At 36.4% G+C, this 23,778-nt stretch carries 30 protein-coding genes; 12 read left to right on the forward strand and 18 right to left on the reverse strand.

Annotated features, from left to right (window positions below):
- Positions 1 to 332: 332 nt before the first annotated feature.
- Both BTHG_RS10130 and BTHG_RS10135 read left to right on the forward strand, forming a co-directional pair.
- Positions 333 to 875, forward strand: a complete 543-nt coding sequence (locus BTHG_RS10130) for a sigma-70 family RNA polymerase sigma factor (protein ID WP_010676635.1) — start codon at positions 333 to 335, stop codon at positions 873 to 875.
- A complete protein-coding gene (locus BTHG_RS10135) occupies positions 856 to 1,824 on the forward strand; it encodes a DUF4179 domain-containing protein (protein WP_010676636.1) in 969 nt (322 codons plus the stop codon). The genes BTHG_RS10130 and BTHG_RS10135 overlap by 20 nt, the downstream gene beginning before the upstream one ends.
- Positions 1,825 to 2,022: 198 nt before the next feature.
- On the opposite strand, the gene BTHG_RS10140 is transcribed toward BTHG_RS10135, so the two are convergent.
- Both BTHG_RS10140 and BTHG_RS10145 read right to left on the reverse strand, forming a co-directional pair.
- A complete protein-coding gene (locus tag BTHG_RS10140; RefSeq protein WP_010676637.1) occupies positions 2,023 to 2,406 on the reverse strand; it encodes a hypothetical protein in 384 nt (127 codons plus the stop codon).
- Between the two features lie 71 nt (positions 2,407 to 2,477).
- The gene (locus BTHG_RS10145; protein ID WP_010676638.1) at positions 2,478 to 2,897 is read right to left on the reverse strand and encodes a hypothetical protein; all 420 of its coding nucleotides are present in this window, start codon (positions 2,895 to 2,897) and stop codon (positions 2,478 to 2,480) included.
- A gap of 194 nt (positions 2,898 to 3,091) precedes the next feature.
- On the opposite strand from BTHG_RS10145, the gene BTHG_RS24665 reads away from it, so the two are divergent.
- The gene (locus BTHG_RS24665) at positions 3,092 to 3,709 is read left to right on the forward strand and encodes a hypothetical protein (RefSeq protein WP_010676639.1); all 618 of its coding nucleotides are present in this window, start codon (positions 3,092 to 3,094) and stop codon (positions 3,707 to 3,709) included.
- 155 nt (positions 3,710 to 3,864) lie between these two features.
- On the opposite strand, the gene BTHG_RS10155 is transcribed toward BTHG_RS24665, so the two are convergent.
- The 7 genes from BTHG_RS10155 to BTHG_RS26755 form a co-directional block, all read right to left on the reverse strand.
- On the reverse strand, positions 3,865 to 4,365 hold the full coding sequence (locus BTHG_RS10155; protein ID WP_010676640.1) for a DUF1259 domain-containing protein: 501 nt from the start codon (positions 4,363 to 4,365) through the stop codon (positions 3,865 to 3,867).
- 321 nt (positions 4,366 to 4,686) lie between these two features.
- A complete protein-coding gene (locus BTHG_RS10160) occupies positions 4,687 to 5,883 on the reverse strand; it encodes an MFS transporter (protein WP_010676641.1) in 1,197 nt (398 codons plus the stop codon).
- 88 nt (positions 5,884 to 5,971) lie between these two features.
- Positions 5,972 to 6,478 (reverse strand): GNAT family N-acetyltransferase, encoded by a 507-nt coding sequence (locus BTHG_RS10165; protein WP_010676642.1) that lies wholly within the window; start codon positions 6,476 to 6,478, stop codon positions 5,972 to 5,974.
- 117 nt (positions 6,479 to 6,595) lie between these two features.
- Positions 6,596 to 8,113, reverse strand: a complete 1,518-nt coding sequence (gene mqo, locus BTHG_RS10170) for a malate dehydrogenase (quinone) (protein ID WP_010676643.1) — start codon at positions 8,111 to 8,113, stop codon at positions 6,596 to 6,598.
- A gap of 521 nt (positions 8,114 to 8,634) precedes the next feature.
- Positions 8,635 to 9,015, reverse strand: a complete 381-nt coding sequence (locus BTHG_RS10175; RefSeq protein WP_148361192.1) for a YkvA family protein — start codon at positions 9,013 to 9,015, stop codon at positions 8,635 to 8,637.
- An 87-nt stretch (positions 9,016 to 9,102) separates the two neighbouring features.
- Positions 9,103 to 9,345 carry a glutaredoxin family protein gene (locus BTHG_RS10180; protein ID WP_010676645.1) on the reverse strand — a complete coding sequence of 81 codons (243 nt, stop codon included), beginning with the start codon at positions 9,343 to 9,345 and terminating at the stop codon, positions 9,103 to 9,105.
- A gap of 385 nt (positions 9,346 to 9,730) precedes the next feature.
- Positions 9,731 to 9,868 (reverse strand): hypothetical protein, encoded by a 138-nt coding sequence (locus BTHG_RS26755; RefSeq protein WP_157256168.1) that lies wholly within the window; start codon positions 9,866 to 9,868, stop codon positions 9,731 to 9,733.
- Positions 9,869 to 9,958: 90 nt separating this feature from the next.
- Here BTHG_RS26755 and BTHG_RS10195 point away from each other — a divergent pair, with 90 nt between their 5' ends.
- The 5 genes from BTHG_RS10195 to BTHG_RS10215 all read left to right on the forward strand — a co-directional run bounded on the left by BTHG_RS10195 (position 9,959) and on the right by BTHG_RS10215 (position 13,340).
- Positions 9,959 to 10,978 (forward strand): DUF2332 domain-containing protein, encoded by a 1,020-nt coding sequence (locus tag BTHG_RS10195; RefSeq protein WP_010676646.1) that lies wholly within the window; start codon positions 9,959 to 9,961, stop codon positions 10,976 to 10,978.
- 2 nt (positions 10,979 to 10,980) lie between these two features.
- Positions 10,981 to 11,136: a hypothetical protein gene (locus tag BTHG_RS27075; RefSeq protein ID WP_187370773.1), complete on the forward strand. Its 156-nt coding sequence runs from the start codon at positions 10,981 to 10,983 to the stop codon at positions 11,134 to 11,136.
- 273 nt (positions 11,137 to 11,409) lie between these two features.
- Positions 11,410 to 12,339, forward strand: a complete 930-nt coding sequence (locus tag BTHG_RS10205) for a hypothetical protein (RefSeq protein ID WP_010676647.1) — start codon at positions 11,410 to 11,412, stop codon at positions 12,337 to 12,339.
- Positions 12,339 to 12,908 carry a hypothetical protein gene (locus BTHG_RS10210; protein ID WP_010676648.1) on the forward strand — a complete coding sequence of 190 codons (570 nt, stop codon included), beginning with the start codon at positions 12,339 to 12,341 and terminating at the stop codon, positions 12,906 to 12,908. Before BTHG_RS10205 ends, BTHG_RS10210 begins: the two co-directional genes overlap by 1 nt.
- On the forward strand, positions 12,909 to 13,340 hold the full coding sequence (locus BTHG_RS10215; protein ID WP_010676649.1) for a DUF4275 family protein: 432 nt from the start codon (positions 12,909 to 12,911) through the stop codon (positions 13,338 to 13,340).
- Between the two features lie 120 nt (positions 13,341 to 13,460).
- On the opposite strand, the gene BTHG_RS10220 is transcribed toward BTHG_RS10215, so the two are convergent.
- The 4 genes from BTHG_RS10220 to BTHG_RS10235 form a co-directional block, all read right to left on the reverse strand.
- Entirely contained in the window at positions 13,461 to 13,841 is a 381-nt protein-coding gene (locus tag BTHG_RS10220) for a RidA family protein (protein WP_010676650.1), read from the reverse strand.
- A 22-nt stretch (positions 13,842 to 13,863) separates the two neighbouring features.
- Positions 13,864 to 14,520 carry a carboxymuconolactone decarboxylase family protein gene (locus BTHG_RS10225; protein ID WP_010676651.1) on the reverse strand — a complete coding sequence of 219 codons (657 nt, stop codon included), beginning with the start codon at positions 14,518 to 14,520 and terminating at the stop codon, positions 13,864 to 13,866.
- 77 nt (positions 14,521 to 14,597) lie between these two features.
- Positions 14,598 to 15,974 carry an APC family permease gene (locus tag BTHG_RS10230; protein WP_010676652.1) on the reverse strand — a complete coding sequence of 459 codons (1,377 nt, stop codon included), beginning with the start codon at positions 15,972 to 15,974 and terminating at the stop codon, positions 14,598 to 14,600.
- 62 nt (positions 15,975 to 16,036) lie between these two features.
- Positions 16,037 to 17,248, reverse strand: coding sequence for a MalY/PatB family protein (locus BTHG_RS10235; RefSeq protein WP_010676653.1), 1,212 nt, complete (start codon positions 17,246 to 17,248; stop codon positions 16,037 to 16,039).
- Positions 17,249 to 17,491: 243 nt separating this feature from the next.
- Between BTHG_RS10235 and BTHG_RS24670 the strand changes: the two genes are divergently transcribed.
- Positions 17,492 to 17,971 (forward strand): MarR family winged helix-turn-helix transcriptional regulator, encoded by a 480-nt coding sequence (locus tag BTHG_RS24670; protein ID WP_010676654.1) that lies wholly within the window; start codon positions 17,492 to 17,494, stop codon positions 17,969 to 17,971.
- Positions 17,972 to 18,133: 162 nt separating this feature from the next.
- On the opposite strand, the gene BTHG_RS10245 is transcribed toward BTHG_RS24670, so the two are convergent.
- From BTHG_RS10245 to BTHG_RS10265, 5 genes are all read right to left on the reverse strand, one after another.
- Entirely contained in the window at positions 18,134 to 18,361 is a 228-nt protein-coding gene (locus tag BTHG_RS10245; RefSeq protein ID WP_148361193.1) for a hypothetical protein, read from the reverse strand.
- A complete protein-coding gene (locus tag BTHG_RS10250) occupies positions 18,348 to 18,692 on the reverse strand; it encodes a VOC family protein (RefSeq protein ID WP_010676656.1) in 345 nt (114 codons plus the stop codon). The genes BTHG_RS10245 and BTHG_RS10250 overlap by 14 nt, the downstream gene beginning before the upstream one ends.
- 13 nt (positions 18,693 to 18,705) lie before the next feature.
- Positions 18,706 to 19,509 carry a GNAT family N-acetyltransferase gene (locus BTHG_RS10255; RefSeq protein ID WP_010676657.1) on the reverse strand — a complete coding sequence of 268 codons (804 nt, stop codon included), beginning with the start codon at positions 19,507 to 19,509 and terminating at the stop codon, positions 18,706 to 18,708.
- A 125-nt stretch (positions 19,510 to 19,634) separates the two neighbouring features.
- Positions 19,635 to 20,408, reverse strand: coding sequence for a class I SAM-dependent DNA methyltransferase (locus tag BTHG_RS10260; protein ID WP_010676658.1), 774 nt, complete (start codon positions 20,406 to 20,408; stop codon positions 19,635 to 19,637).
- 12 nt (positions 20,409 to 20,420) lie between these two features.
- Complete coding sequence (locus tag BTHG_RS10265) at positions 20,421 to 20,867, reverse strand: NUDIX hydrolase (RefSeq protein WP_010676659.1); 447 nt, start codon at positions 20,865 to 20,867, stop codon at positions 20,421 to 20,423.
- Between the two features lie 122 nt (positions 20,868 to 20,989).
- On the opposite strand from BTHG_RS10265, the gene BTHG_RS10270 reads away from it, so the two are divergent.
- The 3 genes from BTHG_RS10270 to spoIIP all read left to right on the forward strand — a co-directional run bounded on the left by BTHG_RS10270 (position 20,990) and on the right by spoIIP (position 23,652).
- Positions 20,990 to 21,874, forward strand: coding sequence for a YitT family protein (locus tag BTHG_RS10270; protein WP_010676660.1), 885 nt, complete (start codon positions 20,990 to 20,992; stop codon positions 21,872 to 21,874).
- A 133-nt stretch (positions 21,875 to 22,007) separates the two neighbouring features.
- Positions 22,008 to 22,385, forward strand: coding sequence for a VOC family protein (locus BTHG_RS10275; protein ID WP_010676661.1), 378 nt, complete (start codon positions 22,008 to 22,010; stop codon positions 22,383 to 22,385).
- Positions 22,386 to 22,500: 115 nt separating this feature from the next.
- Complete coding sequence (gene spoIIP / locus BTHG_RS10280; protein ID WP_010676662.1) at positions 22,501 to 23,652, forward strand: stage II sporulation protein P; 1,152 nt, start codon at positions 22,501 to 22,503, stop codon at positions 23,650 to 23,652.
- Positions 23,653 to 23,778: the final 126 nt, after the last annotated feature.

A 23,778-nucleotide genomic window follows, 5' to 3' on the forward strand; every position in this document is an offset into this window, starting at 1 on the left:
GAAAGAGCCGCTTATGTACTTTTCATCTCGTTCCTTTAATTATCCTGAACATTTTCAACGTGTCGTAAAATATTCAGAGGCATTTGGGTTATAAAAAATGGAGGGATGTTCAAGGTTTGAACGTGTGAACGTGTGAACCTTTGAGCACCTCCTTTTTATTATTATTCTTTGCCACAGTATTAAATTCAACATTTAAAGTCTACCTCCTTCATAGGAAACTATCGTTTGAAACTTTTTTATACAACAAAATGTTATATTAGATTATACATATTTTATTTGTTGAAACCTTTTACTCTTTATCCTGCCTCTAATAGTTGAAAGGAGGTTACTTAATGTCGAATTCTACGAAATTAGCTGAGTTGGCTATTGCTGGTGACAAACAAGCATTTGAACAACTTATTAAATTTGAAAGTGAAAAGTTATATAAAATTGCGTATCTTCATATGCGGAATAAAGAGGATTCACTGGATATTATTCAGGAAGCTACTTACAAGGCCTATATTTCCATACACCAATTGAAATCGCCCGCTTTTTTTAGTACGTGGTTGGTGAAAATCCTAATTCGTACCGCCTACAAAGAACTTGCACGGAAAAAGAAGGTGGTACAACTACCGGAAGAGGGATTAGATTATCTCATTGATTCGAGTCAAACACCTGAGTTGAACCTGTCAATCGATTTATCGGAGGCACTTGAGTCGTTAAATGGGAACTATCGAAATGCAATCCTACTTTTCTATTATTACGATTTACCGATTCGAACGATTTCTACAGTTCTAGATAAGCCACAATCTACGATTAAAACATACTTACGTCGTGCAAAAGCTGAATTAAGAAAAACGTTAGGGGCTGATTATTATGGGAAAAGATTTATTTAACGAGATGGAAATTCCAACACACGAACTACGTTCAGCAATTGAGAAAGGTATTGAACGTGGGGATAAGTTTCGCAAAAAAAGAAAATACATACAGCCATTAAAAAGAACATCCCTAATTACATCTGGGGCTGCTGCTGTACTCCTTGTGTCAGGATTTATTTTTTCACCTATTAATCAGGTTCTAGCGCAGGTGCCGATTATTGGAGGGATTTATGAAAATTATCAAATGCCAATCGGTCAGGATTTGGCTGAAGAGCAACTTATTACGGAGATCAATGAAACCGTTGAAGATAATGGGGTCAAAATGAGTATTACATCCATTTTTTATGATGGATCATATGTTGGTTTAACCTTTAAAGCATCTGGTGAAAACTTATCCGATACATTTGGGGGAGAAACAGGACCTGAGCCAGGTTACGCCTATGAGATGTTCGACGGAAAGGATGAATCAGGATGGGGAGGCGTGATGGGAACATTAACAAAACAAGGTAACGACTATGTCGGTGCGATGATATTAGAAACCCGTAACGTGAAAAATTCTGAAGAGTTAACGCTCCCGATTACATTTACGCATATGGCTGGGGTATTCGGAGAATGGTCTTTTAACCTCTCTGTCAAAAAATTACCTTCAAGGGAAATAGAACTAAACCAAACACTACATTCATCAAACAATGACTATAGCTTGCTTTTACGTGATATAAACATTGGAAAGACGAACGCTATTTTAACCTATGAAGAGATTGAAACAGCTGGAGTTGAGGGTGAGAACTTACATTTTGCTATCGTTGATGAGCAAGGTGAAAATTTATCCTTAAATTCCGTTTCAAATTCTACTATTATTTTTGAAATAGATAGTAAAAAACCACCGAAATTTATACAGGTGCAGCCTTCGTATAAACTTGGGAACAAAGAAGTACATTTGGATGCGTTAACGATTGATTTGAAGTAGGGTATATTGAAAAATCCGGACTATTTTATGGTTCGGATTTTTTATGTACGAATTCTATTAAGAAAGGCATCATCTAATTATCACTGCCTTATAACCTCTCATAAAATTTCACAATGTTTCTCTCATTAAAGATATCCTTATTTCCCACCTATAAAGTATATCTAAAAATGATTCTACAACTTTCACATCCGATAGAAATTAGCCTTCTAGCAATAGCATGTAATATAAAAGACTTCCATTTTCCGTTTCTACTACAATCATTCCAGTATCCCCGTCATTCGTATCATACAGGATTGTTCCCTTAGGTAACTTTGTAGCTGAGAAATTAGTAAAGAATAGAAATGAATCTGTTACATTTTTGATTTCCCCAATTTCTTTTCCTTTTTGAAATTTACTCTTATCTTTTTCAAACCACTCAAGATTAGTGACATTACTGTACATAAAACCATTGTATTTTAAGACATCCGCATCTTCATCCTGGTTTAAAACATCTCTTGCGGTTACTTTACCACCATCAGCACTACAACTAACAAGAAAAATAAGAGATACAAACGTAAATAAAGTAACAAGTGATTTACTCATGACATCCCCTTTTTTATATAGGCGGTGTTTATCAATACTTACAATTAACCATTAAACGAAACACTACAATTTTAATTTGATAATTTTTCCCCGGTTACTATTTCAAATAAAGCAGCAGAATCCTTCTCATTTAATTGAGCATACTTACTTTCGGCCTCTATAACGAGTTCTACTTTATCTTTATTTGGACTTATCCATAGTTCATATAATACAGCTTTAGCTTCTGCATTAGGATTCTTAAATTGAAATGCAAATCTGTAATCAGCAGGACGCGCCATTTCCACTTTGGCCATTTCCCAATCAACATCACGTACTATTTCCTTCACTTTTTGAACTAGCTCATGGTCAGAAATCTTATGGAAATCTTCATAGTTATTTTCTTCACCCACACGCTTCTGCACATCTATTATTTGTTCTTCGTTTTTCGCACAACCACTACCTACTAATAACAAGAGTGTAATTAAAACAATAAAATACTTTTGCCATTTCATACTTATCCCTCCTCTCTTACTTAGACGACAGTTTTTAAAAAAAGTTCCATGAAAGGACGTCAGTAACAATCGTTAATAAAAACAGGAAAGGTTGAACTAGACTTATCTTAATAACTCCGAAATATCATTTAGAGCTAAGTATAATATGCTAATTGTTGGATAAATTACCATTATTAACTTAAGGAAGTGTTTGAATGAGGATTTGTAAAAAAGAAGGCTGCAACAATGAAATACCAAGTTTTGTTATTCACTATGGAGAGAAAATCTACTTGAGTAATGGCGGGCGTAAGTATTGCCTAAGTTGCTCACCTTACAAAGCTCGAGAGTTGCTTGGAGACAAGTTTTGCAAAAACAAATACTGCTATCGATTAATTGAAAAAACAACAGAAGTAAATGGAAAGGTCATTCGCCTTAAATCCAACCGGAAATATTGCTTAAGATGTTCTCCTTATGTTTCAAGAAACAGGAGTGAAGAAGAAAAACTACAAAGTATTGAGAAAAGAAAGAAGCAACGTGTTATTGCCACAACCAAGCGAAGAAAAAAGTTAACGATGATGGCGATTCAATATAAAGGTGGAAAGTGTTTAAGATGCGGATACAACAGATGCATTAGAGCCCTGGAATTTCATCATCGTGACCCATCAAAAAAAGAGTTCAGCATTTCAAACAAGGGATTAACTCGTTCGTGGGAAAGAATAAAGAAAGAGCTTGATAAATGTGATTTATTGTGCGCGAATTGCCACAGGGAAGTTGAGAATGGTATATTAAAAAGTAGTTTTCTTCTCAATAACAAAAGACCACAAAAAAGCTGATCGATGTAGATCAGCTTTTTATTTAGGGTTCCTTTTCAGTCGTCGAAAGTTTTTTGAACGACAGTACTCATTTGTTTTAATTACATCATTTATAAACTAATTTTTATAAGACTTCGCCTAATGACACACGGAGATTCAAATGTCTATTATACTGCTTATTTTTTGAAAAGCCCTGCTGCTTTAGCTGCTTCAAAGCTTTTTGTAGCAAAATCAAACGAATTATCCTCAGCATTCTCCCAATGCATATACATTAACCGTGGTTTATCAAATAGCCAGTGGTTATGAACGGCAGTGACTATTAATCCTCTTTTTCGTAATTCTGTCAGGAATGGGTTAATTTCTTTTTGTAGAACGACCGATTCTCCTAAGTTTAAACCGTTATTTTCAAAGGAAAGAGCAAAAGGAAGGGCTAAAGGAGATTGAGTTTTAAGTCCCAAAATCGTAGCATCAATATTTCGAAGACGTTGAACGACACAAACTGGAGCTGCTGTAACAACCATCCCCCCTATAATATTGGCAAGTTGTTGGCATGTAGATGTATTTATACCTCTTACTTCACCACGAGACATATGAGTATTTCTTTTAGATGAATTTGTATCAGTATTTTGTGAATATCCTAGCCATTGTCCGAAGTGGCCAGATTCTCTTCTATTCATAAAATCACCTCCTTGTCCGTACTATATTAATAATTTATTCTGAGATGTTTTTAAATGAATGGACGAATAGTAGAAGATAAAGGCCTTTTTATAAATAAATCTGAGGTTTATAAGTTAATAGAACTACTGTCTTTACTATTTTTCTAATTTGACAACTCTGTTTTTTAGTTGAATTAAATCAATAAAAAAAGCGCATTAATCCATCTTAGATTAACGCACTTGGTATGAAAATAAATCTACTGATTACTAAAAATGAAGAATCCCATGTAATGGATGCCTCATTTTTAGAGTAATGGGGAATACCCCTTATTTGGAATATTGTTAACTTGCTTGTGAATACGAGTTTTGATTTGCTGCTTTTTTCCCATGCAGAACAAAGTATAAAAAGATACATAAAAAAATGACAATCGCTAATGTTACATATAATCCCCGGAAGCCGAACATCGGAATGACGGCTCCTAATACAAACGGGCCAACTCCAACCCCAAAATCTATACAAATAAGATAAGTGGAGGTGGCGAGTCCAACTCGGTGTTTTGGCGATTCTTTTATGGCGATAGCTTGAAAGCAAGACTGCATTGTTCCAAATCCAAGCGCAATGAACACACTGGATAAGAGGAAGGTAAAGCTATTATAAGATTGACTAAGAATCAATAGACCTATCGCAAATGAAAGAATCGATGGATAGGTAACAAAGTTATCCCCTTTCTTATCTAGTAATTTGCCAGTGAATGGTCGTGAGATTAATAGAGTAATTGAATAGACTAGAAAGAAGAAGCTCGCGGCTTCTATTAAATTAATTTCAGTTGCATAGGCAGTAAGAAAAGACAAGATTCCTGAGTAAACAAATCCCATGATTGTAATCATTAAGGACATCGGAACGGCTTTTTTTTCAAAGAAATTTGATAGTTTAAACCCCTTCAAGGAATTGCTCTGGTCCTCAGTTATCACTGGCCTTGGGATTTTTAGAAATAATGGAATGATTACGCTAATACTAGACAGAATGGTACACACGATGAAAATCATCGAGAAGCCTGCATGTTGATTAAGATATAATCCCAGGAATGGGCCAATCGAAGTTGCTAAGGTATGATTCAAAAAGAAGTAACTAATTCCTTCCCCTCGACGTTCCTTGGGGATGATATCGATTACGATGGTTGATAAGGCAGTTGTTGATATTCCGAATCCCGCCCCATGAATAAAGCGAACCAACAATAATAGATTCATATTCGAAACGGTAAAATAGAGCAGGGTCGGTACAAAAAATAACAGAGCCCCTACCATTAGCACCCTTTTACGTCCAATTGTTTCTAAATACCTACCTGTAAAAAGCCGAGAAATAAAAGCTCCAATAACGAAAATACTAGCAGCAAGACCAGCCATACTTTCTGAAGCGTTAAATTGTTGAATGGCATAAACAGCCATTGTTGTGACTAATAAGAAATAAACTAATGTAATGAAAAAGGACGTAAAAAACATAATAATAAAGTCTTTCGTCCATAATTTTATTTGCCCCAATGTTATTACCTCTCATTCTGTTATGAATTATGCGATAATGGAATGTTCTTCTTTGTATTTTTATTGTTCAACTATCCCAATAAGGTTCTTACGGTTCTTTATTCCCCGAATACACATAGTGGTTTTTATCAAAAAGAAATGATTCTTTTTCTTTCGTAAACCCAATTTTCTCAGCGACTCGGATAGAAGGTAGATTTCTTGGGTCAATGATACTTATCAACTTCGTGAATCCCAGTTGATAAAAGCCATACTCCTTACATCCTTCAGCTGCTTCGGAAGCATATCCCTTTGACCAATATTTTTTATTGATATGGTAGCCGATTTCCACCTCGAATTGGCCATCTACGTTTTGCGTAACAAGTCCGCAATCACCTATCAATTCATTGGTTTCTTTTAAACAAACTGCCCATAAACCAAAGCCATCTTCTATGTATCTCTTCTGGTTTTTGATTATCCAGTTTTTTGTTTGTTCTTCACTAAAGGGGGCTGGGTAATATTTCATTGTTTCAGGATCAGAAAAAATAGAATGAAGAGAATAAATGTCTTCTTGTCCATATTGTCTCAAATACAATCTTTCCGTTTTTAAAAGTAACAATGACTCTCCCACCTGTCCTTTGAATTCGTTACAATGTAATGAATTGAATGATAAAAACCTTCAATCTCATTCAAGATTGAAGGTTCTTTTATCTATATTTCTTTTAATCTTTACAGATTAATTTAAGACGAGTTCCTTTTCCTCTTTTGTTTCCTTTTCGATAAGGCCAAGAGCTTCACCTGTTGAAACATTGATATCCTCTAGAAGATCTGGGTGTTCCATGAGAGATACCCCAAATGAAGGAATCATTTCTTTGATTTTTTGTTCCCATTCTAACATATGTTGTGGGAAGCACTTTTTGATGACTTCAAGCATAACATGAACAGCAGTTGATGCACCTGGTGAGGCACCTAGTAAGGCTGCAATTGAACCATCTGCTGCCGTGATTACCTCCGTCCCAAACTGAAGGGTACCTTTTCCAGCTTCAGTGTCTTTGATAACTTGAACACGTTGGCCAGCAACAATTAAATCCCAATCCTCGCTCTTAGCGTTCGGGATGAATTCACGCAATTCTTCCATGCGTTGTTCTTTTGTTAACATAACTTGTTGAATCAAGTACTTTGTTAGGGCCATTTCTTTTACACCTGCAGCTAACATCGTTAACAAGTTGTCATGTTTGACAGAAGAAATTAAATCCATGTTTGAACCTGTTTTGAGGAATTTTGGTGAGAATCCCGCAAATGGTCCAAATAACAATGATTTTTTATTGTTGATATATCTTGTGTCAAGATGCGGAACAGACATTGGTGGAGCACCAACCTTCGCCTTTCCGTATACTTTGGCATGATGGTTTTCAATCACTTCTGGATTATTACATACCATGAAGATACCGCTTACCGGGAATCCACCAATATGTCTGCCTTCTGGGATGCCAGACTTTTGGAGTAAGTGTAGACTTCCACCTCCGCCCCCAATGAAGACAAACTTCGCTTGATGGCGTTCAACTGCACCACTGTCTAGATTTTTCACCTTTACATCCCATAAGCCGTTACTCGTACGCTTAACATCTTTCACGCTATGTTTGTAATGGATGCTGACATTTTTGTTCTTTAAGTGTTCAAACAACATCCGGGTTAAATTTCCAAAGTTTACATCGGTTCCAGCGTCTGCTTTTGTAGCCGCGATTGGCTCGGCAGATGTACGCTCCTTCATAATAAGTGGAATCCACTCCATTAATGTTTTAGGATCCTCGGAAAATTTCATTCCTTTAAACAAAGGATTGTTTGAGAGCGCTTCAAACCGTTTCTTTAAAAAAGCAACGTCATTTTCACCTTGCACCATACTCATGTGTGGTAACGGCATGATAAAATCTTGTGGGTTACTGATTAGATTTTTCTTAACGAGATAAGCCCAAAATTGCTTGGAAACCTGGAACTGTTCATTCACTCGAATCGCTTTTGTAATATCGATTGTTCCGTCTGGTTTTTCCACAGTATAATTTAGTTCGCACAGGGCAGCATGCCCTGTTCCAGCGTTATTCAATTCGTGAGAGCTTTCCTCTCCCGGTTTGTCGAGCTTTTCAAAAACTTTAATGTTCCATTCAGGCACAAGTTCCTTCAAGAGTGTCCCTAATGTCGCACTCATGATACCAGCACCGATTAAAATGACATCTGTTTTAGTTTCTATGTTGCTCATATTTATCAACCTTTTCTTTTAAAAATTTGGACAAAAAAGATGAAGGCGGTCACAAAGTTGAGATCACCGTTGTCGGACAATCTTTCTCATCTCAATCTTTGCCATCAAATGATGGCAGTTTTTAAAAATTTTTATTAGATTTATATTTCAATATTATAAGATAATTATAAGCTATTTAAAAGCCACATAAAAGTGAGAAGTTCATCCAACAGGTCTCATGGGCCAACAGCAACACCTTTCTTTATCGGATAAGTTTTTGCTTAGAGCCACTTCTATGAACCTTAGAATCTTCAATTTCACTTTCATTATTATAACACGGAAAAAAACATAAACATCAGATTGAAGAAAAATTAATCATAATAATTTGACAAGTGACAGCGCTTTTTTATAGAGTTTTGTCCATCCACCCGTAATAATTCTATTCTGTCTTCGTTATTTTTGTTCTACCATTGAAAATGCTTTTTTATCAGAATCCGCATTTTCCCCAAAAGAAAACCTGCATTTCACACGGAAATACAGGTTTACAATAAATACTCATACGCTTTTATCACCATCCAGATAAAAAGAAGGACCCAGAGTAAAATGATTAACGACCCAACAACCCAGTTTTTTGGCTTGCCGTTTTTCATCATTTCCTCTGCTTTCACTTCGCAATCTGCAATGACTGCACTTGGTATCATTTTCAGCGCGAACATGATTCCAATTGGGACAAGAATAACCTCGTCAAGGTATCCAAGTATTGGTATGAAATCTGGAATGAGGTCAATCGGACTGAATGTGTAAGCCACCACACCGGCCGTAAAAAGTTTCGCATACCACGGAACTCTTGCATCCTTGGACGCAAAGTATAAGACGAATATTTGTTTTTTTAGGCGCTTTGCCCAGCTTTTAATTTTTCCCATAGGTTCACCCATTGATTTTGATTCAATATTTTATTCCTTTATCTCTCACACGTGAATTACGTATAGTCTTCCCTATCATTACCACATTTAACCTTTTTTCAACGGATCCAATAATTCAATCAGTTCAGGATTAAAACCTTTAACAGCTCGGTCTCCTACAACTGTAACAGGTACACCTAAGAAACCATAGCGTTCTACTTCTTTTTGATAAACTTCGCTTTCGCCAATATTCCGTACGTCAAATGGAATCCCATTTTCAGTGAGAACCTTTTTGACAAAGGTACATTCAACACAGTCATATGTGGTATAAACAATTACCTTTTTATTCATATATTCCATCTCCTTTATTCTGCGAGTGGTCCAAATTTTCCTGCATGAAATTCACAATCTCTTCCTTTGAATTTTCAAAAAGGTCTAGTAGAGTCATCTCTCCCTTAGTGACCCCATGTATGGTTCTTTCTAGTATTCTTACCTATTTGGATTTTATTTTGACATGTTAGAGGCATTTGTACAAAAATTATGCTTTGCAGCGCCCTATTTTTGTGTATATTTGTAATAGTCAGCATAATTGACTATAAAGACTGTTGAATAACTAATCATCTATGATTGATTACTAGATTGCAGGAGAACTGATTTGACCAAGTGGAAAAGTAAATAGGGGAATGGAAGTAAGTAGAAGAGTCATAAAAACAAATAAACCCCCAAGGGTTAAGCCCTAGGGAGTTCTCAATAATGATTCCATTTCTTCTTCGGTTATGGTTTTCCATTTTATATCTTTAAACATATCTTTATCAATTGAATCAAGAAGTCGGTCGATTTCATCATAACTAAACTGTTTCGTACGTTCATTCATGTAGCCCACCAAACCTTTCACTAGATGATTCGGATGGGCTTTTATGAATCTGTCGGTCAAGTTTGTAAAAAATTTCTGGGAGGGACTCGTATGAAAATCATACTCTCAAAAAAGTTTCAAAACTTCGCCATTATGGAGTGCAAGGGCTCAAGTAAATTATATGAATTTCTTTCCTTACAAATAGCCGATGACGATGAAATTCTTGAGCTAGCTTCATACGCTCGAGAAGGTCAACCAGCATCCAACTTACTGTTTGGGGCTGTACACTACCTTTTATTAAAAGGAAAGCAACATTCACTTCAGGACTATTACCCAAGTATGACGAAGAATCCTCGGAATGTTGAGGAATCCTTTTTCCCTTTTAAAGATTTCTGTAGACAATTTTCAAATGAGATTATTCAGCTTTTGCAAGAGAGAATGGTTCAGACAAATGAAGTGAGACGGTGCTCCTATCTTTTTCCTTCTTTTCAACATATTTATCGTGTTATTGAAAAACCGCTAGCTTTGATTGAAATTGGGACAAGTGCAGGGTTGCAGCTATTATGGGATCAATACAGCTACTCGTATGGAACGAGTGAAGTATTCGGAAATAAACAGTCCACTTTACGTATTTCAGCTGAGATTCAAGGAGATAAGTCTCCTACTCTACAAGACTTCATTCCGCCAGTGGCTACACGAATTGGAATCGACCTTCATCCTCTTGATTTACGAGATGAAGAGAATGCGCTATGGCTAAAGGCCCTCATTTGGCCAGAACATCATGAAAGACGAGAATTACTGGAAAAAGCAGCTGATTATGTGAAGGCAAATGAGTTACGGTTGATTGAGGGCAATGGTGTTGAATGGCTTCAGGAGTTGTCTGAGGACATCCCAAAAGAATACGCAGTTTGTGTATTTCACACACATGTCGCAAATCAAATGCCAATCGAAGTGAAAGCAAAATTGCTAGAGCATGTACAACGTATCGGAACCAAACGCGAGATTTTTCATTTGTATAACAATATACAAGACCGTTACCTTCATCTGGATTATTATCTTAATGGGAAAGAGTACAAATATGTCGTCGGCGAAACAGAAGGACATGGAAAATGGTTTACGTGGAGTTTGTGAAAATGTTACGGGCATTTGGTTCGTATCCAAATGCCCATTTTAATCAAGTAACGTCTATTCGAAGAAAATGTCTTTTATTCCCAACCTTTTATGTAAGAAATGAGCAATGTGATAAATGGAAGAAGCAGGGTAATTATGAAAGCTTGTATAAACGTTAGAAGGACATCCTTCTTCCATGAATTGCGCGTTGGGTAACGGTTATTTACACGTTGAAAAACAAGAAAGATAACCCAACAGAATAGTAGTATAAAAATGACATCTCTGACACTATCGTAATACACCTAAATCTCCTCCCCCATTGTCCCTTCTAGCATTAGATGTTCTCATTAACCATCTTAACACTAATTTCCAGTTTAATAATAATATATATAAAAATTTCCAATATCAGATGGTAAAATAGGTTTAGAGATTTATAAATTGGGGGATTTGATTTGAAGGAGAAAATATTTTGGGTAAGTCTAGCGGTAATTGTCCTAAGCTATATCGGAAATTATCTATTTTTCCAATCAAAGCAATTGGATGAACCGATATTTTTGGAGCATTATTATGAGCTTGCAATAAATGAGCAGGAAGAGCCGATGCTCACTTTCTATTACGTAACGAATAAGTCGGACACGTCGACAGTAAACTTTGTAAGGATTAACGGAATTGAAACATTATCTGTTGCAAATGATGACTTTTTTATGTGGAATCCGCAAGAACCTCAGTATGAACAGGAATTTACTCATCATTATTTAAAATCAGTTAACGTTACATTCCCTGCAGCACTTGAGGGTGATGGCCCTTTCATTTTTTCCGATATGGAGGTCCATTTTTCTGACGGCCAAACCGTTCTTGCCGATATCGGCAAAGTTATTCTTCTTAGCAGTACGGATAATCATGATGTGTTAGAAACACAAATAAGCTCGAGCAGTAATCTACATCGAGAAGAGAAATCGATGGTTGCATTACAACCAATTACGCTAGAAAATTTTGAGATTCCCTTTGAAGAGGATTTGTCTGATGACATCCTGATTAAGGTTGAACTCGATCAGGAAAAGCTACGTGAATTAGAAAAACTCAAGTCTGGATCGAACCCTCCTAATTGGTTTGATGAAGATCGTGATAAGGAATGGGAAGAACTACCGGGTGACTTGGTTAGTGACAATTTACTTCCGTTTTCCTTGGAACAAAATGAATGGATTCGTATCATGTTCCAGTATAATCCAACACGATTCAGTTACTACCAATTCAATATTAAGATTATCGGAAAAACAAAATCAGGTGAAGAGTTTGTGAGAAAGCTTCCAATTAATGATTATCCTTATTTAGACCAAAAAGCGATTAACCGAATCATCGAGAGTAAAAGAGGTGAGAGCTAATGAATTTTAAGCGAATATTCTGGGGCTATCTTTTTATTTTACTAGAAATTCAACTATTTGTTGTTGATATTTTACCAGAACCCTTAGGTTATTATCTCATCTTTTCGGGAATAGCAACGGTACCAATTGAAAATCGAACTGGGAATAAACTTAAAAAACTTTTAATTGGGCTGATTATTATCAGCATCCCGACGGTGTTTATTCAACAAAATGGTAACCTAAATGATTTAGGTACTGTTGCCGGTATTTATCCATGGGGCATCTATACAAGCATCCTTGAAATTTTCAAATTGATTGTTGCGTTCTTTATTTTCCAGTTAATCATAGAGGCTGTAACTGCCCATGGAGATGAATTTTTACTTAGAAAAAGCTCACAAACATTTAAAATCTATATGACGGTAATGCTCCTTATCACGCTTTCCCATTCATTTGCGATGAATTTGTCTACCGACGTGATTGCAGGATACCTGTTCTTTACAATCCCTATAGGTCTTATCATGGAAATCATGTTTCTTGTGTTTTTATGGAAGTTGCATAAGTACGACGAACTTCAAGGAGTCACTTTTTAAATGGACATAGTAGACAAACTCAAAAGGAAAAAAATTAAGGTACGGGAAATTCCAAAATGGGGAACTTACTTAAGAAGCGAGTGGGAATCCCATTTTGCCAGTCATTTAAGTGAACAAGAAAAGAGAAACATCCTTTTGACTTCTGAATTCGGTTATTTGTGGCATCTGTTTAGTTATAAAAGAAAGGGCTGTTTAGATGGCGAACCGGCTATAGATGCTTTTCATCGGGAGCCAAAAAATAAATGCTATGTGTTTTACCAGCATTGGGACTATGCCCTCCTTGTTGAAAATGCCGCATCACTACATATAAGCGATATAGGGGACGAAACAGATATATATGTTGTGGATAAAGAATTCCAGTGGACATTTGTGATTACGCACGAAACTGGGTGGTTGGGGCCCTATTTTTCTAGGAATGATTGTTTCCGGTAGTAGCAGAAATGATATAGTACAGGACTTCTTGTTTACAGAACTTGATAAATAGAGATAAGCCGATCTCTCCTACTTATGGAGGAAAGCCGGCTTATCTGGTATGTAACCCTATTATTTTTCTTAATTAAAAGATGCCACAACCTCAATTTCAATGAGTACATCTTTTGGTAAACGGCTTACTTCCACCGTTGACCTAGCAGGACGATGGTCTCCTAACTGTTTGCCATACTCTTCATTTACAACGGCAAATTGGCTCATTTCTTTAAGAAAAATTGTTGTTTTTACGATATCCGTAACGGAAAGTTGTTGTGCTTCTAAAATAGCCTTTATATTCTTCATTACTTGTTTTGTTTGAATCACAATATCGTTCTGAACTACTTCATTTGTGTCAGGATCAACGGGGATTTGTCCTGATAAAAATAACAAATTACCAACTTTAACTCCTTGTGAATATGGCCCAATTGCTTTTGGAGCCTTATCAGTAAAAATAGCTTGTGTCATATGAAGACTTCCTCTCTTTTTTTCAGTAGTCATAAGCATTCAGTGCATTGACGCTATGCGCAAGGGCTGATCCGGCTTTGAGTGCGGTAGCTACGAAAATGGCTTCTGCTAACTCTTCATGTGAAGCCCCTAGTTTTTTTAGATTTTTCGTATGAATTTCTATACAATACGGACAACCTGTTACATGGGCAATGGCTATAGCAATTAATTCTTTGTCCTTTCTACTAATCAATCCAGGCTTCATTGCCTCTCTATCAAATTGATTAAATGAGCGGAATCCTTCTGGACTTAACTCTGCAAATTCTTTGAATCTTGCCATACTTGATTTTTGATAAAGGTCTCCACTATTTTCTCCATCGTAAGCTTCCAATGCATTCAAGCCATGTGCCATAGCAGAACCTGCTTTTAATGCTGTAGCAACCATAATGGCTTCCGCGATTTCTTCTTTTGATGCTTCTAATCTCTTTGATGCCGTTACGTGTGCATCGATACAATATGGGCAACCCGTTACATGTGCAACAGCCACAGCTATTAACTCTTTCGTTTTCTTCGGAATCAAACCGTCAGAAAGAGCCAACTTGTCAAACTCCACAAATGCCTTGAATGTACCTGGTACAAGCTTTCCTAGTTCTGTCAATCTTCTACTATATGATTTTTGATATAAACTATTCTGTGACACTTCATATCCTCCAAATGTTTATTTTGAATTATTGTGAAATCGTTTACAATCAATTGAACAATCCTTAAACCTTCTACTTATGCTTCTTCATAGCTTATTTCCATATCAATCTTGCCAGATTTATCTCTCCAAACGGCATATAAAATAGCCAAAATGAAGAGGACAATGTTTCCAATAACCAATGGTGTAGTTAGATCTTTTAATAATAAATACACTTGAAAAGCGTTTGATCCAGTTGCTACAAGACTAATAATCCAAAGATTTGTTTTTGAGGTTTTGAATTTTGATTTTTCCCACATAGAAGGAAGAACCCTTGGCAATCGAACTGTAGCTAATGCGATGATTAACCATAAAACATTGTTCAGGATTAAAGCAAAGCTTGCAATTCCACTTATATCCCAACCAGTAATAATCGGTACCAGACCAATGAAATAAAAGATTGTCAACAAAACATGTGGGGTCTTAAATTTATCATTAATGGCTCCGAGTTGTTTAGGAAGCCATCCATCAATACTAGCTTGAAGTACCGGCTTTGTTACCCATCCTAATGTTGCATTTAAAGTGGTACTTAAGGCAAACATTGCTCCACCTACGACAAAGAATATATATAATGGATAAGGTAAAATTTCTAGGGCTACAACCGTTAAAGGTTGATTGGCAACCTGACTAACCGGCAACACACCTGCTGCAACTGTTGCCATTAAGGCGTAGACTAGCGCTACTGAAACCGTTGATACAATGATTACGAATGGAATGTCTTTTGTTGGATTTTTCGCTTCTGCTCCTAGGTTTACGATAACATTCGCTCCACCTGTTGCAAATGTTAACAAAGCAGCGGCTGTAAATATTCCCATCATTCCACCAGGCATTAAATCTTCACCAGAAAAATAACCAGGCTTAACTTGAGGCATACCATATACAATGAATAAAGTTAAGGCGACTGCCATAGCAATGACCATTGCATTTTGTACTCTCGCTGCTTCCTTAACCCCAAATAAATTGGCTAAATAAAAGATAGTTAGAACTACGGCAGCGATTAACGTTGCATTTAGTCCGGGAATAAGTGCTAAAAAATAATCAGCAAAGGATAAGGCATACATGGCTATGGCAACATTAGTAATAATAAAGATAATGGTATAAAATCCTGCAAATCGCTTTCCAACCAGCAATGCTCCTGCTGTATAAAATCCCCCCCTCATCCGAACGGTTCCACTTACGATTATCTGAGTTAAAGACATTAAAACAACCAATAGTGCAGCAACCATAAACGCAATGTTAACGGACTTACCTGTCATTCCAATTGCAGTCCCAGCTAGTGCAAAAATCCCAGCCCCGATAATCTGTCCAACTGCAATAGACATTAAATCTCCTCTACCTAAAACTCTTTTTAAATCCTTGGTTGAAGTCTTTTTATGTTCTGCCTCAGGTGTAATTGGAGCTACTCTTTCTTCCATACCCTCTTTTCCCCCTCGATTGACCCTATTTATATTCTTTATTAATGGGATATGCAAACTTTTTAGGCATTTAATAGTTTTTTAGATTCAATATCCTGAAATTCTGCCGCGATTCTTTCGAGTGCCTCTTTTATAAGGGGTCTAGGTGATGGAATACAAATTCTTTGATAACCTTCTCCTTCTTCTCCAAACATCTCTCCATCTTCAAGAGCAACATTAGCCCTTTTATATATTCGATCATGAACTTCTTTGGATGAAAGACCATATCCTCTAAAGTCCAACCACATGACATATGTGCCTTCCGGAATTCTTACCTTAACCGTTGGTAAATTCTCTGCAAGAAAGGTTTTCACATAGTTCATTGTTTCATCAAGATATTCAGTTAACTGCTCTAACCACTCTTCCCCTTCGTTATAAACTGCAATAAGTGCTGCAACCGTAAATGGAGATGGGAGTTGCATTCCCATTTCTTCACTAAAGGTTGTCCTAATCTCAGGGTTCGAAATAATGATATTCGTACAATGAAGACCAGCGACATTAAATGTTTTGTTGATGGCCGTACAAGTGATTATATGATCTGTATTTTTCGCGACTTTTACTATTGGAGTAAAGGTTTGGTTTTTCCTGATTAAGTCCCCGTGGATTTCATCAGCTACAATGAGAACATTATTTTCTGCACAAATATCTGAAAGCCTTTTCAATTCTTCCTGTGTAAAAATTCTGCCAGTCGGATTATGTGGATTACAAAGAATAAACATGGATGTATTTTCTTCCTTAGCTTTAGCTTCAAAATCTTCAAAATCAATTGTGTAATACCCGTCTGAATCACATTTCAATGCATTATTTCGTACGATTCGTCCGTTTCCTTCTATAGCAGCTGTAAACGGTGGGTAGACAGGACGTTGGATAATGACGCCGTCTCCTTGATTGGTTAGTGCTCTTACAGCTATATGTAGAGCATGGACGGTTCCTGGACTAAATACAATTTCCTCTTTTTTGATTGTCCAATCATGCCTCTTTTTAAACCAATGTTGAATTGATTCGTAGTATTCATCTGGAAAAACAGAATATCCAAATATGCGATGATCGACCGTTTTATGAAGTGCATCAAGTAATGGTTGAGGTACAGGCAAATCCATGTCTGCAGTAAATAAAGGAATCGTTTCATTATCGAACCTTTCTGTATAACCTATCGCTTTTACTAATTCTCCGCCATCCCATTTTAGGGAATATGTATTGCGACGATTGACGATCTGATCAAAGTTATATCTCATCATTTTTCCTCCATTCTGTATTATTTTTTAATTATGCAGTTAAGCGGTTTCATTTCAGTATACATCGTGAGTTAAGTACCTTAACTGTATTATCAGTTTAGCACCTTAACTATATGTCAGTCAATAATATTTTGACTATTTATAAAAATCTTATAAATAAACAAAAGAACGAATATGTTTTTTCCTTTATGTTACAATGTTAATATAATTTGTTAATTGAGGAGTTAGAAAGGAGAGGTTACCATGGTGGACAGAGTTGAAACTTTTAACGAACTGATGGAAACACTTTATGAAACCTCTAGATTAATAAGTACATATGAAAGTATACCTAGAAAGTATGGAACGGAAGACGAGCTCTATATGGTTGAGGTACATACACTTAACTTAATAGGTGATATGAAAAAAACAAATACCTCAGAACTTGCAGAAATTACAAATCGTACGAAAAGCGCTGTTTCTCAAATGGTTGATAAACTAATAAAAAAGGAATTAGCTAGTAAATATAGGAATCCGCATAATTTTCGAGAATTAATCATTGAATTAACGCCAAAAGGTAAAATTGTTTATGAATATCATAAGAATCTTGATAAAGAAGAGTATGGCAAATATTTAAAGAACCTAGGATATTTTACAAATGAAGATTTCCAAAAAATGATTACGTTCTTAAAAATATACAATAATGGGATCTCTAATTCACTTAGCGGCAAGGACGTCTTGGATTAAATGAGGTAAGTTATACGTCCTTTGTTAAATAGTAATTAGCACTATTTGCTACTATAATATGTACATTAAACATTTCCGGGACTAGTTTTTAACAACCTAACTGTTTTAAAAAAGAATCCCGGAATATGCTTAATTAAAAATGCTTTCACTTATGGGAAACCATTAGATTTTCCAGTTCCATTTGAAAAAGAGAACCAGTAAATGTACAAAAGTGGCGATTAAAACTGTTGGCAAAACGATTTGCCAATCAACCTCCCCTTTTAAAATAACATTCACGACCATAAGGATTCCGGTTCCAGCTATAAGATTTAAGATGAATTGTCTTAGTTTTATGGACTCCGCCTTTTGGCTGAAAATAACATGCCAATTATCCTTCTTATTTTCTCTCAACAAGACCAAATCCTACTCCAGTTGGGTCAACCAAATACGCCAGATAAAACTCATCAAATTCCATCTTTTCGCGAACGACCATCGCTCCGTTTTCTACAGCGTCAGTGATTGTTTCAGCAATGGAGTCAACTTCGATTTGAATTCTTGTTCCATGCGGGTAATCATGTGGCCCTTTGCTGATCCCACCTTGAATCTCAGCTTGGCCGGAACTTTTTACTGGCCAAAAACCCCAATTAGGTTCTCCGATTTCCCAACCAAAAACCGTTGAATAAAACTTAACTGCCTTCTCAGGATCTTGACTACTAATTTCAAAGCCTACTATTCTTGCCATTGTCATCTCTCCTTTACTTCATTGTCAAGATTACTTTTGTATATCCTATTCTCATACCTGCACGTTCCATGTTATTTTGGCTGACTGAACCAAATCTCGCTTGACCGACAATTAACTTACAATTTTGCTCAGTCGCTTTATGCATACGCTGAGTGATTAGCGTAGTTTGTATGCCTTTATTACGAAACTCTGGTAAAGTTGCTGCGGCTGCTAAAGTTCCAATGTCATTCTTAACAAATAAAACCCCAATTCCTACAGGTACGTTTTCAATACATGCAAGATAGAATTTCCAATTTTCATTGTCGTAAAGAATTTTATTATTTTGGGCTACCCCATCTTTTAAAAAAGCAGGCATCCCGAAGCCTTTTGTATAAATTTCAGCGAATACATCAAATTCATTTTTATCTAACTCACGAACAGTGACTTTTGAATTAGTCCAATTATCTTGATGTGAAGAAAGGTCTAAGTAGAGGGTTGTGTGAAAATCATTTTGATAAAAACCAATGGTACCTAGGTGCAAAAGTAGTTCAGAAGAAACATGTCCAGGGGTTAGTTCTAAACGAACAGGAATATCCTTTTGTCTGTAAAATTGGATGATAGCATCTAGGTGTTTTTCATCACCATCCGATAACCCCTTAACAGTGTTATAAGAAGGTCCTGGAATGTTCATAACTGAAAAGGCTGTTGCGTTTCCAAACTTTTCGATTTCGACACCCATCGGATTTCCTTCAATTTCCTGTATAGCCCTAAGTCTAGAGTGCAATACCTCTATTTCAGATGTTTCTAAGGTTTGGGCAAATCTTTTCGTTACGACCACATTTTCCACTTCCTTTACTGATAATCTTATAAAACTAGCAACTATGATAAACACAAGTCTTTTAAAAAGTCGATTAGGTAAAGAATCATACTTACCAGAAGAACTTGTGATATAGCCGACTGCTATTAATTAGAAACCTTCCGACACACATAGATCATTTGGTAGCTGTCTTGTGTTAGGGGTGACTCGTTCCAGTCCTTGTAAACAGCTAAAATCTCAAATCCATTTTCTTTCAGAAGTCTATTCATTTCCTGAGGGAAGACATATCGCAATTTAATATTGGTTTTCATTTCATCAATCGTTTTTCCTGTGTCATCCATTTTCCTTCTAATTGTCGTGTAATGCTGAACCTGTTGAATAGTGTCATAGCTACTGATTGTGTAGACATTTATCATATTTCCTGTATCATCCTTGTAGCTTCTCCAGTATTCCTCAGTGGCCGGTTGAAGCAATTCATCCGCACTAGGAAATCTCGTACCAAAGATGAAGATTCCCTCTTTTTCAAGGTGACTGTAAACGGATGCGAGTAGTTGGTCCTGTTCCTCATTCGTGAGAAAATGCTGAAAAGAATTTCCTACGATAAAAATGAGTGGACTCTTTTCACCTAATTGGAGTTTCGTGCAGTCCTGTTCAATCCACTCAATTTCAAGATTCGTATTTTTCGTTTTCTTTTTTGCTTGAGTAAGCATGCCATTATGTATGTCCACCCCAAATAGGGTATGTCCTGCTTGAGCTAGGGGAATTGTTGCACGGCCAGTTCCACATGCTAAATCAATGATTGGCCCGTTAACCTTTGTAGCCCATTTCATTAAAAATTTCACGTCGTCTTGGAATGGCTCGTTCTCCTGATCATAAAGATCCGGATCTTTGTATTCTTCAAAATTGTTAAATTGGTTCATGTCGTATATCTCCTACTTTACATGTTTCTCTATTATGATCCTTGCTCTTTCATCCATATTGTTTGGAATTTCTGTTTTTGAAAAAAAACGAAGGTTTACGCTTTCTCCATCATTCATTTGTAAGTTCCCACTTATTTCATTCGCTATAAATACTGCAATTACATTGTATACCTCGTCACCATTTGGATATTTAAAGTAAAGTTCCCCACCTGATAATGTATCTATATGGATATATTTTTCTGCAACTAGTCCCGTTTCTTCGAATAATTCTCTTTTTGCCGTCTCCTCGAGAGTTTCTCCAGGTTCCATTGAGCCTCCTGGTAAACCCCATTCAAAGGTATCTGACCGAAGCTGTAACAGTATTTTGCCTTCTTGATTTTCAACTATTATAGTAGAACCAACCAATATTAAAGGTCTCGTTCCAATTAGGTTTCTGATTTCACTCGTATAGTCTCCCATATCATTCCCCTTTGTAAAACTCGTTCTTATACTATTTTCCACATAAAGGTAGTCATATCCTTCTAAAACTGTAAGCAAACCCTACAATATGGTAAGATTAAAAAGGAAAATCTATCTTGTAATTGAAAGGCTTGGTTTTTGTGGTAAAAACAAAGAAAAAACGTGTTTTAACAGAGATTAAACAACTTATTATGATTACCATTGGGGCTCTAATCGCGGGCTTTGGGTTGGAATTATTTTTAGTGCCTAATAATATTTTGGACGGTGGGGTTATCGGTCTTTCCATCATTGCTTCAAAGATCTTTTCAGTTCCAATGAGTATCTTTCTCATCGTTTTAAATATTCCGTTCCTTATTTTTGGATATCGAAAAATGGGAGTCAAATTTACTTTACATACGTTGTTTGGTGTCTTGGTATTATCAGCATTTACTGCATATTTGCATCATTTTGAACCAGTAACAAATGATTTATTTTTAGCAACGGTTATTGGTGCGGTTATTTTAGGTACAGGTGTCGGGTTAGTTATCCGAACAGGTGGTGCATTGGATGGCACTGAAATTTTGGCCATTATTGTAAGCAAGAAACGACCAGTCTCTGTAGGTCAAACGGTAATGATTATGAACGTGTTTATTTTTATCCTTGCTGCCTTACTTGTATTTAGTTGGGAAACGGCTATGTACTCGATTATTACTTATTACATCGCCTTTAAAATGATTGATATTGTGGTTGAAGGTATTGAAGAATTAAAATCGGTAACCATTATTTCCGATACACCTGATAAGCTTGCAACTGAATTGAATAAGGTATTGGGTCGTGGAATTACCTTTATACATGGTGAAGGGGCCTACACAAATGAACCTAGAAAAATTATATATACAATTGTCAGCCGGATTGAACTTTCCACACTTAGGGAAATTGCGCATGAAATTGATCCAAGTGCATTAATTGCGATTGAAAATATGGCAGATGTGACGGGAAGTAATTTTGGAAACGGTGAAGGACATTAATTAACAAATACAGAGGCTTGAGTGCCTCTGTATTTTTAGGTTATTTAAAAAATCAGGTAAGAAGCGAATTTTGCTTTAATAGTTGTAACTTTGTTAGAATTTTTATCGATACTAAAAGAAATGAGTGATAAAGATGATTAATAAAATTGGAAAAATAACCGTTTATGTAGAAGACCAAGAGCAAGCAAAGGATTTCTGGGTCAACAAACTTGGTTTTGTTTTAAAGCTTGAGCAACCAATGGGACCTGACTTTTTTTGGATTGAAGTAGGACCTAGTGAAGATGAATTCACTACACTTGTGCTATACTCTAAAGCAGCAATGGAACAGCATGACCCATCAAAGGTTTCACATCCATCCGTTCTTTTCAGCACAACTGACATTGAAGCAGCCTATGAGGAAATGAAGCAAAACGACGTAAAGGTTGGAGAAATGCTTAGAATGCCGTTTGGCACAATGTTCTCTTTCTCTGATCAAGACGGCAATGAGTATTTGTTAAGAGAAGATAAATAATGGAGCTACATATGTAAGAGCATGGGCGACCATGCTTTTTCTATTGATAGGAAAACCATTCTAATTTGGAAATATTTTTCATATATATGTCCAAAAGCAAAAAAGGACGGATATCATGAAAAGTTCTGGATATGGGCAAATTTATATCTCAAGAATCATCTTTTTATGTTTCTTTGTCGTAATCATTTGTTTTGCAGCTGCCACAAGCATATCCTCTATGAAAAAGGAATGGGTTCATTTTCAACAATTCGATAGCAACCTTCAATCCTTTCCAGCTGAGTTTTTTGTAAAATTGCTTGAATTCGAAAATGCCTATTTCGGACAGACTTTAATCAAAGAACAAGAATCGTTCACAAAACTTCTTGTCGAATCAACTCTACAATTTAAGTATGGTGATTTACGAAGTTTTTTCGGTCATGAACTTCCTGGATTATCGATGTACCATACTGAAATCCTGATTTCAGGGGAAGGCACAGATTTCACGACTCTTCCTTACGAGTCGGCACCTCCTCTAGATGTTTTACTTCAGGAAAGAGAAATGGCTCAAAAGGAATTAGAAGAACTAAATAATGATGATTCAAAGACACCGCCCGTTCAATTTGTTACCGATAGTAAAGTGTTAATCTATCACTCTCATAGTTTTGAATCCTATTTGCCTCTCCTTGGCCTCACAGGCAACCCTGATAAGGATAAAGCGGTTGATTCAAAAACAAACATCACGCTTGTCGGAGAACTCTTAGGTAAAGAATTAGAACAATACGGTATTAATGCAATTGTCGATAAAACGAATATCGGGCAAGAATTGCAGAAAAAAGGCTGGGGAACGACCAAATCTTATGCAGTTTCACGTGGAATCGTTCAATCTGCTATGGCAAGCGACTCTGATATCGACTTTTTAATTGATATCCACCGTGACAGTGTTCGGAAAGATGGTTCAACAGTCACCATCAACAATAAGCCATATGCAAGGGTATTTTTTGTCGTCGGAAAAGCGAGTCGTAATTTTGAACAAAGTTATGCACTAGCCGAGTCTCTCAACAAATCAATCGAGTCTCAGTATCCCGGAATCAGTCGGGGTGTGATTGGAAAGGGACTAGATCAAGGAAATGGAGTGTATAACCAGGATTTAGCGAAAAATTCAATTCTTATCGAAGTCGGCGGGGTTGATAATGATATGAAAGAATTAAAAAATACGGTTGAGGCACTTGCAAAAGTGATTAGTGATCATATTCTTGAAGCACAGAAAGTGAACTCATCGAATGAGTAAAGAGTTACTTTTTTGGGTGATTTGGTTGTTTCTCTCCACATTATTTTGCTTTTTTTACTTACCCTTTGGTTATACCATTACGGCATTTCTGACTGGGATTATCATGTGCTGTAAAGCGTTGGTTAA

Source organism: Bacillus timonensis, from assembly GCF_000285535.1.
GTDB classification, from domain to species: Bacteria; Bacillota; Bacilli; order Bacillales; family Bacillaceae_L; genus Ferdinandcohnia; species Ferdinandcohnia timonensis.

Bases quoted from the DNA above. Each gene is read 5' to 3' on its own strand.
- BTHG_RS10130 (WP_010676635.1), top strand. From the start codon at position 333: ATGTCGAATTCTACGAAATTAGCTGAGTTGGCTATTGCTGGTGACAAA.
- BTHG_RS10135 (WP_010676636.1), top strand. From the start codon at position 856: ATGGGAAAAGATTTATTTAACGAGATGGAAATTCCAACACACGAACTA.
- BTHG_RS10140 (WP_010676637.1), bottom strand. From the start codon at position 2,406: ATGAGTAAATCACTTGTTACTTTATTTACGTTTGTATCTCTTATTTTT.
- BTHG_RS10145 (WP_010676638.1), bottom strand. From the start codon at position 2,897: ATGAAATGGCAAAAGTATTTTATTGTTTTAATTACACTCTTGTTATTA.
- BTHG_RS24665 (WP_010676639.1), top strand. From the start codon at position 3,092: ATGAGGATTTGTAAAAAAGAAGGCTGCAACAATGAAATACCAAGTTTT.
- BTHG_RS10155 (WP_010676640.1), bottom strand. From the start codon at position 4,365: ATGAATAGAAGAGAATCTGGCCACTTCGGACAATGGCTAGGATATTCA.
- mqo (WP_010676643.1), bottom strand. From the start codon at position 8,113: ATGAGCAACATAGAAACTAAAACAGATGTCATTTTAATCGGTGCTGGT.
- BTHG_RS10175 (WP_148361192.1), bottom strand. From the start codon at position 9,015: ATGGGAAAAATTAAAAGCTGGGCAAAGCGCCTAAAAAAACAAATATTC.
- BTHG_RS10180 (WP_010676645.1), bottom strand. From the start codon at position 9,345: ATGAATAAAAAGGTAATTGTTTATACCACATATGACTGTGTTGAATGT.
- BTHG_RS26755 (WP_157256168.1), bottom strand. From the start codon at position 9,868: ATGAATGAACGTACGAAACAGTTTAGTTATGATGAAATCGACCGACTT.
- BTHG_RS10195 (WP_010676646.1), top strand. From the start codon at position 9,959: ATGAAAATCATACTCTCAAAAAAGTTTCAAAACTTCGCCATTATGGAG.
- BTHG_RS27075 (WP_187370773.1), top strand. From the start codon at position 10,981: ATGTTACGGGCATTTGGTTCGTATCCAAATGCCCATTTTAATCAAGTA.
- BTHG_RS10210 (WP_010676648.1), top strand. From the start codon at position 12,339: ATGAATTTTAAGCGAATATTCTGGGGCTATCTTTTTATTTTACTAGAA.
- BTHG_RS10215 (WP_010676649.1), top strand. From the start codon at position 12,909: ATGGACATAGTAGACAAACTCAAAAGGAAAAAAATTAAGGTACGGGAA.
- BTHG_RS10220 (WP_010676650.1), bottom strand. From the start codon at position 13,841: ATGACACAAGCTATTTTTACTGATAAGGCTCCAAAAGCAATTGGGCCA.
- BTHG_RS10230 (WP_010676652.1), bottom strand. From the start codon at position 15,974: ATGGAAGAAAGAGTAGCTCCAATTACACCTGAGGCAGAACATAAAAAG.
- BTHG_RS10235 (WP_010676653.1), bottom strand. From the start codon at position 17,248: ATGAGATATAACTTTGATCAGATCGTCAATCGTCGCAATACATATTCC.
- BTHG_RS24670 (WP_010676654.1), top strand. From the start codon at position 17,492: ATGGTGGACAGAGTTGAAACTTTTAACGAACTGATGGAAACACTTTAT.
- BTHG_RS10250 (WP_010676656.1), bottom strand. From the start codon at position 18,692: ATGGCAAGAATAGTAGGCTTTGAAATTAGTAGTCAAGATCCTGAGAAG.
- BTHG_RS10260 (WP_010676658.1), bottom strand. From the start codon at position 20,408: ATGAACCAATTTAACAATTTTGAAGAATACAAAGATCCGGATCTTTAT.
- BTHG_RS10265 (WP_010676659.1), bottom strand. From the start codon at position 20,867: ATGGGAGACTATACGAGTGAAATCAGAAACCTAATTGGAACGAGACCT.
- BTHG_RS10275 (WP_010676661.1), top strand. From the start codon at position 22,008: ATGATTAATAAAATTGGAAAAATAACCGTTTATGTAGAAGACCAAGAG.
- spoIIP (WP_010676662.1), top strand. From the start codon at position 22,501: ATGAAAAGTTCTGGATATGGGCAAATTTATATCTCAAGAATCATCTTT.